Genomic DNA, 17,876 nt, shown 5'->3' on the forward strand with positions numbered 1-17,876 from the left:
AAACCTTCCGAATGGTGGTATACGTGTGGTGTGTTTGGTATGATGGTACTACTGAAACTTAAGTACAGAAAGGAAACAACTGACGTTGAATGAACATGAAATGATAGAAAAAGCGATCCTTGTCGGCTGTCAACTGCCGCATATAACGGATGAACGCTTTCAATATTCTATGGAAGAATTAGCTTCCTTAACCAAAACAGCTGGCGGTGAAGCTGTCAGCATCATGACGCAAAAAAGAAATAGACAGGACAGCGCGACTTACATCGGGAAAGGGAAAGTGGAAGAGCTTGAAGTGCTTTGCGACGAGTTAGACTGTGACGTTATTATTTTTAACGACGAGCTTTCGCCTAGCCAGTTAAAAGCTTTGGCGACTGCCTTAGATGTGAAAATCATTGACCGTACGCAATTGATTCTAGACATCTTTGCCAAAAGAGCCCGTACAAGAGAGGGGAAGCTGCAAATAGAGCTTGCCCAGCTTCAGTATGCCTTGCCAAGACTGAGCGGACAAGGGATCAGCCTTTCAAGACAAGGCGGCGGAATTGGCGCAAGAGGTCCAGGTGAAACAAAACTTGAAACAGACAGACGTCATATTCGAAACCGCATACACGAAATTCACGGACAACTGTCTGCAGTCAAAGAACATCGCACGAGATACCGGGAACGACGGAAGAAAAATGGCGTATTCCAAATCGCTATTGTCGGGTACACAAATGCCGGGAAATCAACATTGTTTAACCAGTTAACAGAAGCGGATAGCCATGAAGAAGATTTGCTGTTTGCCACACTTGACCCAATGACGCGTAAAATGACACTTGAATCTGGCTACAGTGTACTGATTTCCGATACAGTTGGTTTTATTCAAGACCTTCCAACCACACTGATTGCAGCATTTCGTTCCACTCTTGAAGAAGTAAAAGAAGCAGACTATTTGCTTCATGTGATCGATTCTTCGAATGAGGATTATGAAGGGCATGAACGAACGGTTCATAAGCTTTTAGAAGAATTAGAAGCTGACCGTATTCCGATGCTGACTGTCTATAACAAAAAAGACCAAATCCGGCCGGATTTTATCCCTTCCTCAAAGCAGCGCCACATTTTAATCAGTGCTAGGCGCGAGGAAGATGTGAAGCGGTTAAAAGCGGATATCATGGCTGAACTGAAAAAAGATTTTTTAAAGCCATATCATGTAAGAATTCCGGCATATGAAGGGAAACTCATATCTGCCTTGAAGTCAGAAACCTTGGTGGAATCACTGGAATTTCAAAAGGAAGCAGAGCTTTATGACATCACTGGATTTAGTGGTGAGGAGCAAACCATATTAGGACAAATCAAGAAGTATATGTTGTAGGAAAGGAATTAAATCACGATGTTTCACACTTTAAAACATGGCACCATTTTAGAAAAAATAGCAGCAGAAGCAGAACAAGACATTTCACAAATACATCAGCAAATTGATCGAAAGAGTGAACAAAATGAGTGGCGGGTTCTTGAAAGCTACCGGAAACATAAAGTCAGTGACTCTCATTTTAACCCGACAACTGGTTATGGCTACGATGATATGGGAAGAGACACGTTAGAAAAGATCTATGCGGATGTATTTGGAGGGGAAAGCGGTCTTGTACGCCCGCAGATCATTTCTGGAACACATGCCATTTCCATCGCCTTATTCGGTGTGCTAAGACCTGGTGATGAATTGATCTACATGACGGGGAAACCTTACGATACCCTAGAAGAGATTGTCGGGATTCGCGGCAAAGAAGGGACAGGCTCATTAAAAGATTTTCAGATCGATTACAAAGCCATTGATTTGCGTCAAGATGGATCTGTCGATTTCGACAAAGTCAAAGAATCTATTTCCCCAAAAACAAAAGTCATCGGGATTCAGCGTTCTAAAGGCTATGCGTCAAGACCATCCTTTACAATAGAAGAAATTGAACAAATGATTTCATTTGTGAAAGACATCAATGAGGACATCATTGTGTTTGTTGACAACTGTTATGGTGAATTTACTGAATTACAAGAGCCGTGTCATGTGGGTGCAGACCTTATGGCAGGTTCTCTCATTAAAAACCCAGGCGGCGGCCTTGCCAAAACGGGCGGCTACATCGTCGGAAAAGAAAAATGGGTAGAAGCTTGCTCTTATCGAATGACATCTCCAGGCATCGGCAGTGAAGCGGGTGCATCGCTGTATGCGCTTCAGGAAATGTATCAAGGATTTTTCTTAGCACCGCATGTTGTTGCACAAAGTTTAAAAGGCGCCGTGTTTACAGCGCGTTTTCTTGAAAAACTCGGGTTCCAAACAAACCCGGCGTGGAATGCGAAAAGAACCGACTTGATTCAATCTGTAGAATTTGGAGACCCTAAAAAAATGATTGCATTTTGTCAGGCGATTCAATATGCATCACCGATTAACAGTCATGTCACACCGCATGCAAGCTATATGCCGGGATACGAGGACGATGTGATTATGGCAGCGGGCACATTTGTCCAAGGAGCCAGCATTGAATTATCAGCTGATGGTCCGATTAGACCGCCTTACACAGCCTATGTTCAGGGCGGTCTCACGTATGCCCATGTGAAAAATGCCATTTGCAGTGCTGTAGATGCCTTATTAGAGCAAGGTTTTATTGAAGTGCCTGCTCGATAAAAAAATCCATGTTAATATTCCTAACATTTCGTTGACACATAATATAACATGACATATAATAAATTTAAGCAAAGAGGAGGAGACAGTTGAGATGAGTGATAACATTCGCCGCTCAATGCCTTTATTCCCAATTGGGATTGTCATGCAGCTAACAGAATTATCTGCAAGACAAATTCGCTATTATGAGGAAAATGGTTTAGTATTTCCAGCTAGAAGTGATGGGAATCGCCGATTATTTTCTTTCCATGATGTTGATAAATTACTAGAAATCAAAAACCTCATCGAACAAGGTGTAAACATGGCAGGAATCAAAAAACTTTTTGCCAAAGCTGAGGCAGAAAATCCATCGTCTGAAACAAAGACAGAGGAGAAAACCACAGCGAAGCACAACTTGACAGATGATGAACTCAGGAAGCTACTGAAGAAGGAACTCATTCAGGCTGGACGTTTCCAACAAGGAACGACCTTTAGGCAGGGGGATATGTCAAGGTTCTTCCGTTAACCAATTAGCAAAAGCATTGCTATACACATTTTACCTTTTGTAGGGGAGGAGTTTTACGAAATGGCAAAGTACACAAGAGAAGATATCGTAAAATTAGTAAATGAGGAAAACGTAAAGTACATCCGTCTGCAATTTACAGACATTCTCGGAACAATTAAAAATGTTGAGATTCCTGTGAGCCAGTTAGAAAAAGCTCTCGATAACAAATGTATGTTTGATGGTTCATCTATTGAAGGGTTTGTACGTATCGAAGAATCAGATATGTACCTATATCCAGATCTAAACACGTTTGTTATTTTCCCTTGGACAGCAGAAAAAGGTAAAGTTGCACGCTTTATTTGTGACATTTATAAGCCAGACGGAACACCATTTGATGGAGACCCTCGTAACAACTTAAAGCGTATCTTAAAGGAAATGGAAGAACTAGGATTTAGTGATTTCAACCTTGGACCTGAGCCAGAATTCTTCTTATTTAAATTAGACGAAAAAGGCGAGCCAACGCTCGAACTAAACGATAAAGGTGGATACTTTGACCTTGCACCAACAGATCTAGGCGAAAACTGCCGCCGTGATATCGTGCTTGAGCTTGAAGAAATGGGCTTTGAAATTGAAGCGTCTCACCACGAAGTAGCACCTGGACAGCATGAAATTGACTTCAAATATGCAGGCGCTATCCGCTCTTGTGATGACATTCAAACGTTCAAACTCGTTGTGAAAACAATTGCGAGAAAGCACGGACTTCATGCAACATTCATGCCAAAACCATTGTTCGGTGTAAACGGATCTGGTATGCACTGTAACCTATCATTATTCAAAAATGGCAAAAACGCATTCTTTGATGAAAAAGCAGATTTACAATTAAGTGAGACAGCTAGACACTTTATCGCAGGTATCGTGAAGCACGCAACAAGCTTCACAGCGGTCACAAACCCAACGGTGAACTCTTACAAACGTCTTGTTCCTGGCTATGAAGCACCTTGCTACGTAGCATGGAGTGCACAAAATCGCAGCCCATTGATTCGTATTCCAGCATCACGCGGCATCAGCACACGTGTAGAAGTACGCAGTGTAGACCCATCTGCAAACCCATACCTTGCACTAAGTGTATTACTTGCAGCAGGTCTAGACGGAATCAAAAACAAACTAGACGCACCAGCGCCAATCGACAGAAACATCTATGTCATGGACAAAGAAGAGCGCCTTGAAAACGGCATCGCTGACTTACCTGCAACACTTGCAGAAGCACTTGAGCTGCTCAAGTCAAACGAAGTCATGATCAACGCACTAGGCGATCACTTATTCGAGCACTTCATCGAATCAAAAGAAATCGAATGGGATATGTTCCGCACCCAAGTACACCCATGGGAACGCGATCAGTATATGTCTCAGTATTAATCAAGAAACCCCTTGAAGCCATTGGCTTCAGGGGGATTTTTGTTTTTGTGGGTGTTTCTTATATTTTAAAATGAAGCAGGCACCACCCGCCATTCACCCATAAAAAAGTGATAAAAAACCACTCCATTATCTTGGTGATATACTATTCATATTTATTCATTGAATCTGTGTCTATTTTTTCTAGTATGAGGCCCGAGCCAACGAAGCTGTACCGATGCAGAAAGATGAGAAGCAGCTGCTAATGATTAGATTGCCCTCAAAGTGTGCAAGACGATTCTGACGAGAATGATTAAAAAGAAGAGGAAGACGGGGCTGCCTAAGATGGCACGCAAACGATCAAAACGGTGGTTCCTACTTTATCGCTTAGAGGATGGACATCGTGTTCATCTCTATGAACTGCTTAGTCGGATCAGGAAAGGGTGGAGGATTATCAGATGAAAAACAAATTCTTAGAAGGAGACTGGATCAAAGCATCTAGGAAAGGAAAAAGAGAACAACTTAATAAAGCAGGTTATGTACTTAAAGTAGCTGAGGATGACATTTTAGTAAGGTTTCCTTAGTGGTAATACCTTCGTTGTTCCAAAGTCTTGGGCTGAAAATTTGGATGAGGCACTTATTGTTGTAATATCATCGGTTGGGAATTATGGGTTACAAGAAAAGAGTGATATACTCTACCCTGCTAAATTTGAAGGTGTTATCGCTGTAGGAGCATTAAATATGAACGGTGATATATGGAAAGGGACAACTGTAGGTAATGGCCTTAAATGTGTTACTTCCGGGGCATTATATAAAAAGTTATTCAAAAGATGGTTCTTTTTTATATAGTAGTGGTACTTCAATGGCGGCTGCCTACATGGCAGGTCTTGCTGCTCTCTTTTTTGAAGAATATTCTTCTTATAATAAATCCACAATCTCTAAAAAATCATGGGAAAAAATCAAAAATTCAGATAAAATAAATGGGTATTCAGTTATGGATACAGTTAAATTTTTTTGAGAAACTAGGGTTTATATGAAGAATAAGCTTATTTTAGTAGTACTGTCTTTTATTCTATGTTTTTCGCGGTGACTCCAGCATATTCTTAGAGCGTAACTTCACTGAATAGTGAACTTGTGGTTAGTGATCAATTGATTGAACAAGATACGAGGATACCAGTATAGATGTTTCAAACTTTAATAAAGAATTTGACTTTCTTTTGAATGATCCAGTATTTATTGAAATAGAAGAAACTTTAGCGTTACAGAGTCAGAATGCTGAATTGAAAGAAGACAGTGTAACTGGTCAGTGGATACCGGTGGTGGCTGCTGCTTTAAGATTATTAATTTCTCAAGTTGGAAAAAAGGGAATGCAAAAAGGATGGAAAGTAGCTAGACCATATGTGCAGAAAGCATTAAAGGCGCCTCAAAATCGTATTATTGATGGCCCTGGATCAGGAGGGTGCATTATACAGGTACGTAGCAAAAAAACCACTATTCAGACTAGATTATGCACCTATAAAACATGGAAGACCTGCTGTTCTGCATTATCATGTTCCACCAAATCTAAAAGATCATCATGTTATTTTCTAAAGGGGAGATCAACGTTGCTTAACTTAGACGATACAATGCATTTGCATGTAGGCTATTATGAAAATGATTTAGATTATGAAGGAGTGTTTTTAAAAAGTTTAGATTCAGGGAAATGGTTATTGTTTTTTTATCAAGAAAGCTATGGTATAAAACTTGAACAAAAATATGAAAAATATGATGATTTTGTTTTGTTGGTTGGAGAGTATAATATTGATGATGAAGATATTGAGGATAAAGGTGATGCATTGTTCGAACAATTTCTAAAAGAAAATGGTTTAATAAAAGCATAACGTTTTTGTGTGATACGTCACAATAAATAAAATGATATAGAAGAAGATATCTTTATCTGTTTAAAGACTGTTATGTAGACTTTAAAACTTTTCTAGAAGTATATTGATTCTGAAGGCGATGCATTTTGGGAATAATAGAACCAAAGTGTCCATTTTTATGGGCACTTTTTTTATTTGCATTGCCGAGAAAAAGCGAACATGAATATTTTGTCCAGAAAGAAGAACCTGTGGACGCTGATCATTGGGCAATTTAAGTGCCACAATGGGTGCCCGCTTTTATGTTGTGTTTTTTGTATCTTTATTCCTATTTAATGACAAGTTTTGTGTTAGTAGAATTGACCTTGTCAATGAATAGGAGGGAGTGACTTCTTCTGGGGAAGATACTTGATGCAAAAGCACTAACAAGTGCCATGGATACAAGGGCGAAATCCTATCAGGAACTCCGCGAACAAATGATTGATTTAAAAAAGGCACTACAAGGCGTAGCAAATCTCAGTGACGATTTCACTGTGAAAGGTGCGGATAACATTAAAAGTTTCTACAAAGAGCTCGCCGGAAATGTAGATATGTTTATCAGCTTCATCGATAAGCAGAAAGCCTTTCATGATGGTGTATCTGGTACGCTTGATGATACGAGCTTTGGCGGGGACACCTTTGTAGAAGAACACTTTTTAGACAATGCAGTACATATGGTCATGAAAAACGCCAAAAGCATTGTGAAGGATCAAAAAAATGCTCTTAAAACGATTTTTGAAGATATCGATGACCTCATTTCACTGGAGGTATTCGATAGCAAAACCTTTGATGAAAAAATAGAAGATGCTGAAGATGTTCGAAAAAAGACAGTAAAAGACTTAATAAAACTAGATCAAAATTTAAAAGATGAATATGCTTTGTCAGAAACGGAGCAGCAAGCTACAATGGCATTGTATGCAGAAATGATCAATGCCACGAATGACGGTAAATCCATTTCACCTCTGAATTTTGATAAAAAAGCATTTCAAGATAGTGAAATCTATAAGGCAAAAAGTGATATTGAGAAGCAAACTGCAGAATATCTCAAAATCAAAAAAGAACAAGAAGAAGCCCGCGAGATTGCAAAGGAACAAGAAGCACTCGCCAACCGTCCTTGGTATGAAAAAGCCCTTGATTATGGCGGGAATATCGTGAATGAACTCACTGGCGTGAATGATGCAAAACGCGCCGCAACAGGTGTCGATCCAATCTCAGGCGAAGAGCTTACGGCAGGCCAACGAGTCGCTGCAGGTGGCATGGCAGCAGCCGGCTACATCCCAATTGTCGGCTGGGTAGGGCGCATTTTTAAAGGTGGAAAAGCGGTCTATAAAACCACCCAAGCCACATCAACCGCAGTCAGAGCGGTCGATATCTACAAGACGTCACAAAAATCTTTTGATGCCCTAAAGACATCCCAAAAAGGTTTATACGGCCTCATTGCGACCAACGGCTTCAGCGAAGCGATTACTGGTAGAGATATGTTTGGGAAAAAGATCTCGAAAGAACAGCAGGAGGCGAGTATGAATGCGGCGCTTGGAATGCTTTTGCCGTTTGGGGCGAAAGGGTTTCATGGAAAGATGGATCAAATCAGGTATGTAATAAACCAATAGAATGGCATGCAAATCATTTGTTGGCTACTACTGCGAATTCACCAGTAAAATTAGTTCTTCAAGATTTTTTTTCAAAAATGAATTCAAATTAGAATCTCACTAGCAATCAAACACCCTCTCTTATCAATGGCGTAATCTGGATACGGAACAAAGGTGCTGAGGAATGTGGCCATATGCATATTTTAGGGAAGGATATGGTCGTTCGTGTTGCTGTCAAAAATGACAATGACTATATAGCAGAACCAAGCCTTATTCCGCAGCGTAAGGAAGGTGGGAAGAGGGTAACGCTTAAGCATTTCCTCCAATTATTGAAAGGGTCGAAGCACTTTTAAAAGCATGTCCGTTATCTTTGAGTACCCTGAAGATTAAAAAGTACGCAACTTCTGAATGGGAAGTTGCTCTATGTTATTTACTCCTAAAATAACTCAAGATGGCATTTATAATTAAAGTGATCACAGATGCAATCAGTAAAGATATACTGATTGCACCCAGTCCTAAACCTTCCCACTTTCCTACGAAAAAACTTATTAATAATAAGATAATACTCATGAGAATAAGAATCGATGGTATTCCATACTGTAAAGGTGCATTCTTTCTTTTAAAGACCAAAGAAACACCCAATATAACAATCGTAAGGATAACTGTTAGCAGCCAAAATGATGACATTTATTGACCTTCCTTCTTTTGAAAATATATGAAATTATTTTATTTCCTCATCCATTACTTTCTTATACTTTTCAAATTCAGAATCTTTCATTTCACCGTTCATTTGTAATAAAAAGTTTCCTTTTGAATAGGTGTGAGAGAAGAACATAGATCCAGCATTGCCTAACTCATCATAATAGGATTTCGCCTGCTGTAAATCAGTTTCATTTCCAAATTTAAAAATCCTTCCACCAGCATTTTCACCTAAGGAAGGAACGAGAATCCTTTTTCCTTCTTCTCTTATATTTCCAAACTCTTTTTGTTTAAGATCAGATGGTTTTTCTGCTTCAAGCCCAGCACTTTTAAAAGCTTCAATAATATTGGCTGTCGTGAGCTGTTTTTCATTTAATGCTGCGCTACTGCAAGCTGTTAGCATCATTAAACAAATAAAAATGAATATAGATAATTTCTTCATATTGGATCCTCCTGATTTTTAGGTGCAAAGGAAATTTTACATGAAGTACCTTCTTTTTACTATCGTTTCGACAAAAATAGACAGCGTGAATGACTAAGTAACAAATATTCTTCTTTTATTTTCATTAAATTGTTAAATATACTCAGCAAGATGGTATACTTATGTGCATATTTTACTAGGAGGCATTCATCTTGAAATCATTTTGGGAAATAGACGAGGAAGGTTACTATACGTTAAAAAACATCAACGAAGCAGAAATAGCTAAAGCTGAAAAGAAACTTGGTGTCACTTTGCCAGATACATATAAAAAGCTCATTTTAGAGCAGAATGGTGGTTATACCATTCATAATGCTTTTCCAACCACTCACTCTAATTCATGGGCTGAGGATCATATTCAATTTAATCACCTGCTGGGAATTGCTGAAGATGAAGGAATTATGGATAGTGCCTATTTGATAAAAGAGTGGGAGCTGCCAGAAGGGCTTGTCTTAATTAACGGGGATGGTCACACTTGGGTAGCGATGGATTATCGAAAAACGAAAGAGAATCCTGCAATTCATTATTTTGATGTTGAGATGGAAGAAGACTTTAAGTTAGCAGATTCCTTTGATGAATTCATTGAGGGGCTTTATACAGCTGAATACACTGTTGATGAGGAAGCAGCAGCGGCTGAATATAAGCTTCCTGAAGAGCATTTAAGTAAAGAAGAACTTAAAGCCATATTTGAATTGGACATCCTTGATGAAGATAATCTGTATAAAATTCAATATTATCCGATGGTTGATTTAAACGAAATTGAATGGTTTTTTAAAAAGATGCAATATCACATTGAAAAAACAAAAGATGAAGATGCGCTTTATCAAGTAGCTGATACGATTATTAACATTCTCTTATTGAATCCATATATGCCAATCAATAATAATATTAAAGAGCTGGTACAACAAATATCTAATTTCTTACAAAGTAATGAAGAGCCGCTTGTAGTAAATGTAGGCGAACTTATTCTTAGTCAGTTCGAGAGTATTGTTTAAGGTGAATCTTAAGAAAAAGAGGGTTATGAGAGCACCGTATCAAGTTTTGATATTTCCTTATATAGAAACTGAAAATTCCATTCAATATGCTATTTTTCATCGAAGTGATTATGTTTATTGGCAAGGAATAGCTGGTGGTGGTGAAGAAGGTGAGACTCCTATTGAAGCAGCAAAACGGGAAGCGTTTGAAGAGGCTGGTATTATAAGAGAATGTCCATATATAACACTCGATTCTGTGTCTTCACTACCCGTAGAGGATGTAGTTGGTGAATTTCTTTGGGGAAAAGATGTTTATGTGATAAAAGAATTTTCTTTTGGCGTTAAAGTTTCTACAAAAAATATTAAATTATCTAAAGAACACGTTGATTATAAATGGGTGTGTTTTGAGGTAGCGGTAAGTCTTTTAAAATGGGATAGTAACAAAACAGCTTTGTGGGAACTAAACAAAAGGCTATCAAAATAATTGAAATGTTGTTAACAAAGCCAATAGTAGAACGAGAATTAAACGGAAGAAACTTTGCTACACCTCTAAAGCAAAGCTCTTTTGCTTCTTCAATCAATTCAGGTTCCTCCTTACATAGTGAAATATGAAGTATCCTATCAAGTTCTTCTTTAGGCGCATTCCCAATAAAACATTTAAATAACCCTGTGTTCATCTAAGTCCTTCTTTTTATTTAAGTAAATCAAAAATCTACACTTTACTTTATTTTTGAAAAACTTCTAAATAGCGAATGGGAACAAATGTTTGATTAACGGTTTGGATTTCATGTATTTTGCGGGATACCGAAAACTTTTAAAATAAACACCTTGTCTTTACATATGTTGTAAATATCATGTTAAAATTATACAAAGGAAATGATAGCAAGGGGGTAATGGAATGTCGAATTTGATTGCTTCTGTAGATGTAGCAAACACTCTCAACAAATGGTATTTACATATTAAAAAGAGAGAAGTTTCACAAGCAGTAGAGTTGAGGGATGAGATTCAAGATATGTTAGGCGAAATGGAAGAAAATCAAGATGTTTTACTCTATTTCAATATTCTTGATTACAGGTTTAAGGTGCTTATGGAAGATTTAGTTGGGCAACCAACCATAACAGAAAGTGAAAGAGTCAAAACAGATGACATGCTAAGGTTTTACTTTTATCTTTTTAAAGGTATGTATGAGAGTGCAAAGAATAACTATTCAGAAGCTCTAGTCCTATTCAGAGTAGCTGAGAGACAATTGGACAAGGTACATGATGAAATTGAAAAGGCTGAGTTCCATTATAAAATTGGTACACTCTACTATTTCAATAAGGTCACGCTCCTTTCTCACCATCATCTACAAACAGCAAAGGACATCTACAAGGGTCATGAAGGCTACAGCATACAGACCATAAACTGTAATATGTTGTTGGCACTGAATTTGATTGATGATGGTAGACTAGACAAAGCTGAAAAAATGCTTTTGGATTGTGTTGAGAAACTGATTGAAAAGAATGATAAGAGATTGTTAGCGTTAGCTTATTATGATCTAGGATTTCTAAAAATTCAGGATGACCACCATATAGAAGCAATTGAATATTTCAACAAAGCAATTTCCGCAGATGATCTAAAACAGTCAGCTCCCGTTTCATACTTACAATGTGCGTATGAATTTGCAAGATCAAGCTATAAATCAAATCAGTTGGATCAGGCAATAAGTTGGGTTGCTGAGGGGAAAGCCTTTTCTAAAGAACAGCAGAACACAAACTTTATTTTAAAATTCAATATCCTTGAGAAATGTTATACAACACCACAGGAAAGCTCTGAGGATATCAAGAAAGAACTAGGACTTTTGGAAGAAAGAAAAGCATATGTTGATATAGAGGCTTTAGCTCCTGATGTTGCCTCCATTTATAAGAAGTTAAATCTTTATGAAGAAAGTAACTATTTCTTGGAATTGGCTTTAAAATCTTGTACGCTTATAGGAAAGGAGGTCATATGATCATGAAAAAAATAATGATGATGATTACTACTGCTTTGCTATTAGGTACAATTCTAGGAATGCCTGCTGTACAACAAACTCAGGCAGATGCGAAAAATGAGATAGTGTTACTTTCCTCAAGAGGTGCAGGATCATAAAAAAGGATACAGTTTAATCCTCTACTACATATTAGCTCTGGAGGTTAATTGGTTAAAAAGCAATAAAATGGATTAAAGTGTAAGGCTCCTTATGGTATTCTACTAAAAGAATATGCCGTAAAAGGAGTCTTTTTTATATGAAAATATTAGATGCTTTATTTGCTTTGATAGCAGCGTATAGAGATACTAAAAAACAAATGAATTAATTAAGATTTTTGAAGAGGAGACTTTCAGTGCGTGTTGGAGGGGCTCTGGGTATTACCCAATTTCACTGTATATATTTATGCGAGAGCTGTATAAAGCGTGGGATTCTGAAAAACCGAAAAAAATTTATGAAGAATTTCAGGATGTTTTTATGAAGAAAGAGAAGAAAAGAATTTTGAGGTAAAAAACAAATATAGTACATAGTATATTTTCATCTCCGCCAGATGCATGCTAAAACGTCTGCCTGAATTGCATTTCAGTCTTAGAAGTTTAGAATGATTTAGAGGGGATTTCCTAACTTTCTCTAATGGTAGCAAGGTTCATCGAAGCAAAACAAGTATGATAAAGCAGCCTGGTGGAGACCCATCATTCAATTTTGTTACTTAACTCCTAAATATGGCACTGACTGTAGAATGTTAAGACTGATTGTTTTATAATTTCATGGTACATAACTTTCTCTGGATTGTAATTAAAAGTATATAATGTAAGTGGAAGTATATCGGGGGATTTGGATGATAAAAAAAAAGTTTTTCAAATAGTTTTGTTTACAGTCCTTTTGGCAATTTTTCTTTATCAAGGTGTACAAAGAGATTTTCCTTTTGAATATCTGATTACCTTAGTTGTGTGCTATGTTGCTGTAATAGTTTATAGAATTATAAAAGTAATGAAATATAAAAAGGAGCAAAGTACAGTTAAGTAGTATGAGCTATTTTTGTTTGCGGTGTCCGCAATCACTTTTGGGATCAGACGTTTGAGGTCATGGCTCTTTGGCCTGTTGACATTATGAATTATATAATGAACTAAATTTAATTTCGGAGGTGCTTTTATCTGTCTATTCAAGCGGATGATGATGTTTTAGAGATGTGTAATATATATGCTCAAGAAACTCATCATAGAGAAGCATTGATTTTAGGAAACAGGAAAGGTCTATTGGAATTAAAAAATGCGATAGATCAGGCTTTAAAAACTGGTAGTGCTGTTGCAAATTTATACCCATCTGATTTTGAAGGATATGAAACTTGTATTGCTTTAGTAGATGATGAAAATAAGTTTGAGAAGTTGATGACTCCTTATGTAGAGCAATATGTACAAGATGATGATGCAATTGATCCAATTGAAATTATTAAAGATTACGATTCCAAAAAAGAAAAACCCTTATAATAGGGTTTTTCTTTTATTATTTAGTGGAGTATAGTTTCACCTTTTTTAGCTTTGTGTTTACTTGGTATTGATGCATGGGGTATATGGATTGGTAGTCTTGAATAATATAGTTCAAATAGAGTTTGTGTTATTTTAATATTTAATAATTGTTCTTCCTAAATGTTGGCCATTTTTAATGGATTCAATTGTTTCAGGTAACGTATCGAGAGTAATCTCATTGACTAGAGTCGTTTGGGCGATATTCCATTCGTTTGCTATCTCGTTCCAAATGACTTTGCGTTTATTGATTGGTACATTTACAGAATCGATCCCTAGAAGGTTGATTCCTCTTAAAATAAAAGGTAACACAGTTGTTGTTAATTTAATTCCACCTGCATTCCCGCACATGCTCATGCTTCCACCATAAGAAATTTGAGGTATTATGACAGAAGCCACATCTCCTCCTACGGTATCTAAGACGAAGTCATATTTTTGCTTGTTTAATGGTTTTTTGAGCTCTCCTAACTCGTTTGCAAAAATGACATCAGTTGCTCCTAAAGATTTTGCAATGTCGACTTGATGATCTTTACGCACTAAAGCATTCATATTTTTATACCCAATTTTAGATAATAATTGTATCGCGATGCTACCAACTCCACCAGTTGAACCTGTAACGAGTATATGAGGTTGATTTTTTGTATTCATTCCATTTTCCTGTAAAGCCATGATCGAAAGAGCGGCTGTAAAGCCTGCTGTTCCAAAAATCATTGCTTCTTTTAAAGTCAAGTTATTTGGCAAAGGAACAATCCAATCCGCAGGCACTCTAGCATATTCTGAAAAACCTCCAGTGTGGCTCATGCCCATAGCGAAACCTGTTACAATCACTTGTTGACCTTCTACGAAACGATGATCTGTTGTATGAACGATCGTTCCACTTAAATCAATTCCGGGAATCATCGGATAGTTACGAATAACACCTCCATTTTTTTGAACAGCCAGCATATCTTTATAATTGATTGAAGAATATGCTACTTTAATTAATACTTCTCCTTCAGATAATTCATTCACACTTACATTTTGAAGATCATAATTCACTTGATCATTTTGTTCTGTCACTAGTATCGCTTTAAATGAATCCACTATTTATCTTCCTCTCTGAAAATATGTTATAACAAAACATTTCTGATGCAAAAGTGTTTCAATTAAAAAACTACCATGATATTATAGGTGAAGTCAATGTGGGGGAGATAAAATGGAATTATCAGAGTGCATAAATTTTTTACTAAGTGTTAGTCAAAATAAAGTGTTTAAGTACTTTAGTAAGCTTTTAGAGGAATGTGATTTGACACCCGCTCAATATGGTGTGTTGAACTGTTTGTGGAGAGAGGGCCAGCTATCTCCTAAACAAATTGGAGAACTTGTGTATTTAGAAGCCTCAACAGTTTCTGGAATTTTAGATAAAATGCAAAAAGCGGACTTAATTGAACGCACAATAGATCCAAAAAATCGAAGAAATATTTTAGTAGAGGCGACTCAAAAATCTTTAGACATTAGAGAAAAAGTTGAAGCAGCAACAATTGAGCTGAACAATACAGCGCTCCAAAACTTGTCAAATGATGATAAGGTTGTGCTAAAAAAAGCATTGTATACAATTATCAATAACTTTAAATGATGTATTTTTATAAACAAGTTACTTATGTATCAAGAGGTAGCTCTGATAGATAATTGGTTAAAAAACGATAAAGTGGATTAAAGTGTCAGACTCCTTATGGTATTCTAGTAAAAGAATATGCCATAAAAGGAGTCCTTTTTATATGAAAATATTAGATGCTCCATCTTTACTATCAGCTGTAGAACAGAGATCAAAGGCTTATCATGAGCTTCAAGAAGAAATGAAACTTGTGAAAAAAGCATTAAAAAGTGTGTCGGGCTTAGGTGATGAATTTACTGGAAAAGGTGCAGACAATATCAAATCTTTTTATGAGGATCTTGCGCTGTACACAGACACATATCTTGATTTTATCGATATGAAGAAAGCTTTTTTAGATGGGGTGAAAGGAAAGCTTGATGATGAATCATTAGGCGGGAGTACTTTTATTGATGAGCACTTTTTAGACACTCAATTGAAACAAGGGATTCAGAACAATAAAGATATGGTCAAAGAACAAAAAGAGGCACTTTCCACTATTTTTGACGATATCAGTGATTTAATTGAATTACATACTTTTTCAAGTAAAGAGGTCAATGAACATTTAGACGATGCGAACAAAAAAAGAAAAGAGACCATTGAAGTTTTACATCAAATAGACAATGATTTGAAAACGGAATACGCAAATTCAGAAGCGGTTGAGAATCACCTCAACACTTTTTATGCAAAGATGATGGCTGCTACTGGAAAAGGAAAAAATGCGCAGCCAATGTATTATGATGCAAAAGCATTCCATGAGACAGACGTGTACAAGAACCATGATCAGATTGATGCTCAAGTGAAAGCCTATTTAAAGGTGAAAAAAGAAGAAAAAGAAAAACGAAGAATCAAAGAATTGAAAGAAAAGCTCAATGATCCTTCGTGTCTATCAGAAGCGAAGTACTTTGAGATTGTAGATGAGATCGGTTATGAGAATCTCACATATGATCAAAAAATGTATTACAGCCAGCTTCTCCAAATCAAAGCACAGGAAGAAGCATCGGAGGTGTTCATTGATAGTGTAAAAGGTGCTGCAGTGGGTCTATATGATGTGGCAAAAGATACAGTGACCGGAATATATGATCTTGTCACTGACCCTGGTGGGGCTGTGGAATCAGTTGTAACGGCTGTTTCACATCCAATTGAAACATCGAAAGCGATTGGAAAATCGATTTCAGACTCATTCCAAAAAGAAGTCATAAATGGTGACGCGTATTCACGGTCACACTGGTTCGCCTATGCGACTGGTTCTCTTGCAGAAATTGTCTTTGGTTCTAAAGGGGCAGGAGCCATCACAAAAACAGGGACAACAGCGGCCAAAACAACAGTGAAGAAAGGCCTTGAACAAGGAGCAAAATCATTAGATAGAGTCTCTATTCCGAATCTATTGCCATACTCACCAAAGTTTCAAATGGCTGGTGGAGGGAAACTCCCTTATAACGTGTTTGACGGAGAAAATCTCAAAAATAAACTCCTCTCCATGGCAAAGCGTCTAGACAACAACTCAGGATACGGAATCTCTAAGACAGGCAGACGCTTACCGGCACCAAAATCACCACCGACTGTTGTCAGTTACGGAGAGCACTATGTGCGATGGAAACGCAAAAAGGTATTAAAACCGAATGTCGTTTATTCAACAAAGCAAGGTTACACCTACACAACAGATCACTATGGCCGCATTGTCAAAGTCGAAGCAAGTGATTTAAAATACGGAGAAGTCAAAAGAAATCAATATGCTCAATCCAATTCAGGTAAGCCGGATCGATTGCTGGATGATGATGGAGGGCATTTAATTGCATCTATTTTTAAAGGGTCTGGGGATATTGATAACCTACTTCCGATGAATTCACAGATTAATCGAAGCGGCGGGAAATGGTACACCATGGAACAACGGTGGTTGAAAGCTTTGAATTCAAACCCACCTAAACAAGTAGCAGTGAACATTGAACCTATCTATAAGGGAGATTCATTACGACCTGTTAGTTTCTCTGTGGAGTATAAAATTGGAGAACGTTATTCTCAAGTATTTATTAAGAATCAACCTGGAGGTTAAAACCCAATGGAAGAATTAGAAAAAAATTATAAACAAATAGCAGAATCAATTAATGAATTAATACCATGTGATTGGGATAAAGTTTGGATGTATGCAGAAATACTTGATGATTCGGCTGAGATAGTGTTTTATTTTAAAGAACAAAATGGAAATGAATATGTTAATGGACATCAAATTCCTCATAAATATAGTGTAAATAAGTCAACATACATCCACTTATTATACGAACTTAGTGAAATTTTTGAAGCATTGAAAAAGGCATATATACAAAATGATTTAGGTGCTTGGACAACAGCTACCCTCCAATTAGATCATAAAGGGGAATTCTCTATTGAGTATGGATACGATGATGTTTATTCATTAGGCATAGACAATGTACAAAGAATAGCCGTTTGGGAATACGAAACGTTCGGATTTCTACCTGAAGATGAGGAAGATAAAGAAGCTGTGCTAAATTATTTGAAAAATAACAAATAGCAATTAGCAAATGACCCTCCAAATAAATGAAGG

Annotated in this window: 19 protein-coding genes and 1 pseudogene; 17 read left to right on the top strand and 3 right to left on the bottom strand. The window is 37.1% G+C overall.

What is annotated here, in order from left to right; genetic code table 11:
- Positions 1-85: 85 nt before the first annotated feature.
- The 9 genes and pseudogenes from hflX to MHB38_RS09020 all read left to right on the top strand — a co-directional run.
- The gene (gene hflX, locus MHB38_RS08985; protein ID WP_017359031.1) at positions 86-1,348 is read left to right on the top strand and encodes a GTPase HflX; all 1,263 of its coding nucleotides are present in this window, start codon (positions 86-88) and stop codon (positions 1,346-1,348) included.
- Between the two features lie 18 nt (positions 1,349-1,366).
- A complete protein-coding gene (locus MHB38_RS08990) occupies positions 1,367-2,647 on the top strand; it encodes a methionine gamma-lyase family protein (RefSeq protein WP_048002222.1) in 1,281 nt (426 codons plus the stop codon).
- 91 nt (positions 2,648-2,738) lie between these two features.
- On the top strand, positions 2,739-3,149 hold the full coding sequence (locus tag MHB38_RS08995) for a MerR family transcriptional regulator (protein WP_007499423.1): 411 nt from the start codon (positions 2,739-2,741) through the stop codon (positions 3,147-3,149).
- A 60-nt stretch (positions 3,150-3,209) separates the two neighbouring features.
- Positions 3,210-4,544 (top strand): type I glutamate--ammonia ligase, encoded by a 1,335-nt coding sequence (glnA, locus tag MHB38_RS09000; RefSeq protein WP_007499421.1) that lies wholly within the window; start codon positions 3,210-3,212, stop codon positions 4,542-4,544.
- Between the two features lie 434 nt (positions 4,545-4,978).
- Positions 4,979-5,104 carry a hypothetical protein gene (locus MHB38_RS09005; protein ID WP_268989646.1) on the top strand — a complete coding sequence of 42 codons (126 nt, stop codon included), beginning with the start codon at positions 4,979-4,981 and terminating at the stop codon, positions 5,102-5,104.
- 40 nt (positions 5,105-5,144) lie between these two features.
- Entirely contained in the window at positions 5,145-5,369 is a 225-nt protein-coding gene (locus tag MHB38_RS19560) for a S8 family serine peptidase (protein ID WP_445661573.1), read from the top strand.
- On the top strand, positions 5,299-5,538 hold the full coding sequence (locus tag MHB38_RS09010) for a S8 family serine peptidase (protein ID WP_123768174.1): 240 nt from the start codon (positions 5,299-5,301) through the stop codon (positions 5,536-5,538). Before MHB38_RS19560 ends, MHB38_RS09010 begins: the two co-directional genes overlap by 71 nt.
- A 199-nt stretch (positions 5,539-5,737) precedes the next feature.
- Positions 5,738-6,400: a DUF3986 family protein gene (locus MHB38_RS09015; RefSeq protein WP_341003132.1), complete on the top strand. Its 663-nt coding sequence runs from the start codon at positions 5,738-5,740 to the stop codon at positions 6,398-6,400.
- A 371-nt stretch (positions 6,401-6,771) separates the two neighbouring features.
- Positions 6,772-7,995, top strand: a pseudogene (locus MHB38_RS09020) (ribonuclease YeeF family protein); the annotation flags it as partial.
- A gap of 435 nt (positions 7,996-8,430) precedes the next feature.
- On the opposite strand, the gene MHB38_RS09025 reads toward MHB38_RS09020, so the two are convergent.
- Both MHB38_RS09025 and MHB38_RS09030 read right to left on the bottom strand, forming a co-directional pair.
- Positions 8,431-8,691 (bottom strand): YesK family protein, encoded by a 261-nt coding sequence (locus MHB38_RS09025; RefSeq protein ID WP_135227065.1) that lies wholly within the window; start codon positions 8,689-8,691, stop codon positions 8,431-8,433.
- A gap of 34 nt (positions 8,692-8,725) precedes the next feature.
- Entirely contained in the window at positions 8,726-9,145 is a 420-nt protein-coding gene (locus MHB38_RS09030; protein WP_202734434.1) for a stress protein, read from the bottom strand.
- A 191-nt stretch (positions 9,146-9,336) separates the two neighbouring features.
- On the opposite strand from MHB38_RS09030, the gene MHB38_RS09035 reads away from it, so the two are divergent.
- From MHB38_RS09035 to MHB38_RS09055, 5 genes are all read left to right on the top strand, one after another.
- Complete coding sequence (locus tag MHB38_RS09035; RefSeq protein ID WP_202734433.1) at positions 9,337-10,176, top strand: SMI1/KNR4 family protein; 840 nt, start codon at positions 9,337-9,339, stop codon at positions 10,174-10,176.
- Positions 10,177-10,201: 25 nt separating this feature from the next.
- Entirely contained in the window at positions 10,202-10,639 is a 438-nt protein-coding gene (locus MHB38_RS09040; RefSeq protein ID WP_202734700.1) for an NUDIX hydrolase, read from the top strand.
- A 414-nt stretch (positions 10,640-11,053) separates the two neighbouring features.
- Entirely contained in the window at positions 11,054-12,145 is a 1,092-nt protein-coding gene (locus tag MHB38_RS09045; RefSeq protein WP_202734432.1) for a Rap family tetratricopeptide repeat protein, read from the top strand.
- Positions 12,146-12,147: 2 nt separating this feature from the next.
- On the top strand, positions 12,148-12,282 hold the full coding sequence (locus MHB38_RS09050; RefSeq protein ID WP_273542936.1) for a hypothetical protein: 135 nt from the start codon (positions 12,148-12,150) through the stop codon (positions 12,280-12,282).
- Between the two features lie 1,032 nt (positions 12,283-13,314).
- Complete coding sequence (locus MHB38_RS09055) at positions 13,315-13,647, top strand: hypothetical protein (RefSeq protein WP_202734699.1); 333 nt, start codon at positions 13,315-13,317, stop codon at positions 13,645-13,647.
- 132 nt (positions 13,648-13,779) lie between these two features.
- Here MHB38_RS09055 and MHB38_RS09060 read toward each other — a convergent pair whose 3' ends face one another.
- Entirely contained in the window at positions 13,780-14,766 is a 987-nt protein-coding gene (locus MHB38_RS09060) for a YhdH/YhfP family quinone oxidoreductase (RefSeq protein ID WP_202734431.1), read from the bottom strand.
- A 112-nt stretch (positions 14,767-14,878) separates the two neighbouring features.
- Here MHB38_RS09060 and MHB38_RS09065 point away from each other — a divergent pair, with 112 nt between their 5' ends.
- From MHB38_RS09065 to MHB38_RS09075, 3 genes are all read left to right on the top strand, one after another.
- Positions 14,879-15,298 (top strand): MarR family winged helix-turn-helix transcriptional regulator, encoded by a 420-nt coding sequence (locus MHB38_RS09065; RefSeq protein WP_079920565.1) that lies wholly within the window; start codon positions 14,879-14,881, stop codon positions 15,296-15,298.
- 142 nt (positions 15,299-15,440) lie between these two features.
- Positions 15,441-17,366, top strand: a complete 1,926-nt coding sequence (locus tag MHB38_RS09070) for a T7SS effector LXG polymorphic toxin (RefSeq protein WP_202734430.1) — start codon at positions 15,441-15,443, stop codon at positions 17,364-17,366.
- 6 nt (positions 17,367-17,372) lie between these two features.
- Positions 17,373-17,843: an immunity protein YezG family protein gene (locus tag MHB38_RS09075; protein WP_074042019.1), complete on the top strand. Its 471-nt coding sequence runs from the start codon at positions 17,373-17,375 to the stop codon at positions 17,841-17,843.
- Positions 17,844-17,876: the final 33 nt, after the last annotated feature.

Origin of the sequence: Bacillus sp. FSL K6-3176 (assembly GCF_038003325.1) — a bacterium.
Classification (GTDB): Bacteria; Bacillota; Bacilli; order Bacillales; family Bacillaceae; genus Bacillus; species Bacillus altitudinis.

Excerpts from the sequence above, each read along its gene's own strand:
- MHB38_RS08990 (WP_048002222.1), top strand. The coding sequence starts at position 1,367 with ATGTTTCACACTTTAAAACATGGCACCATTTTAGAAAAAATAGCAGCA.
- MHB38_RS08995 (WP_007499423.1), top strand. The coding sequence starts at position 2,739 with ATGAGTGATAACATTCGCCGCTCAATGCCTTTATTCCCAATTGGGATT.
- glnA (WP_007499421.1), top strand. The coding sequence starts at position 3,210 with ATGGCAAAGTACACAAGAGAAGATATCGTAAAATTAGTAAATGAGGAA.
- MHB38_RS09005 (WP_268989646.1), top strand. The coding sequence starts at position 4,979 with ATGAAAAACAAATTCTTAGAAGGAGACTGGATCAAAGCATCTAGGAAA.
- MHB38_RS09010 (WP_123768174.1), top strand. The coding sequence starts at position 5,299 with ATGGCCTTAAATGTGTTACTTCCGGGGCATTATATAAAAAGTTATTCA.
- MHB38_RS09025 (WP_135227065.1), bottom strand. The coding sequence starts at position 8,691 with ATGTCATCATTTTGGCTGCTAACAGTTATCCTTACGATTGTTATATTG.
- MHB38_RS09030 (WP_202734434.1), bottom strand. The coding sequence starts at position 9,145 with ATGAAGAAATTATCTATATTCATTTTTATTTGTTTAATGATGCTAACA.
- MHB38_RS09040 (WP_202734700.1), top strand. The coding sequence starts at position 10,202 with ATGAGAGCACCGTATCAAGTTTTGATATTTCCTTATATAGAAACTGAA.
- MHB38_RS09045 (WP_202734432.1), top strand. The coding sequence starts at position 11,054 with ATGTCGAATTTGATTGCTTCTGTAGATGTAGCAAACACTCTCAACAAA.
- MHB38_RS09050 (WP_273542936.1), top strand. The coding sequence starts at position 12,148 with ATGAAAAAAATAATGATGATGATTACTACTGCTTTGCTATTAGGTACA.
- MHB38_RS09065 (WP_079920565.1), top strand. The coding sequence starts at position 14,879 with ATGGAATTATCAGAGTGCATAAATTTTTTACTAAGTGTTAGTCAAAAT.
- MHB38_RS09070 (WP_202734430.1), top strand. The coding sequence starts at position 15,441 with ATGAAAATATTAGATGCTCCATCTTTACTATCAGCTGTAGAACAGAGA.
- MHB38_RS09075 (WP_074042019.1), top strand. The coding sequence starts at position 17,373 with ATGGAAGAATTAGAAAAAAATTATAAACAAATAGCAGAATCAATTAAT.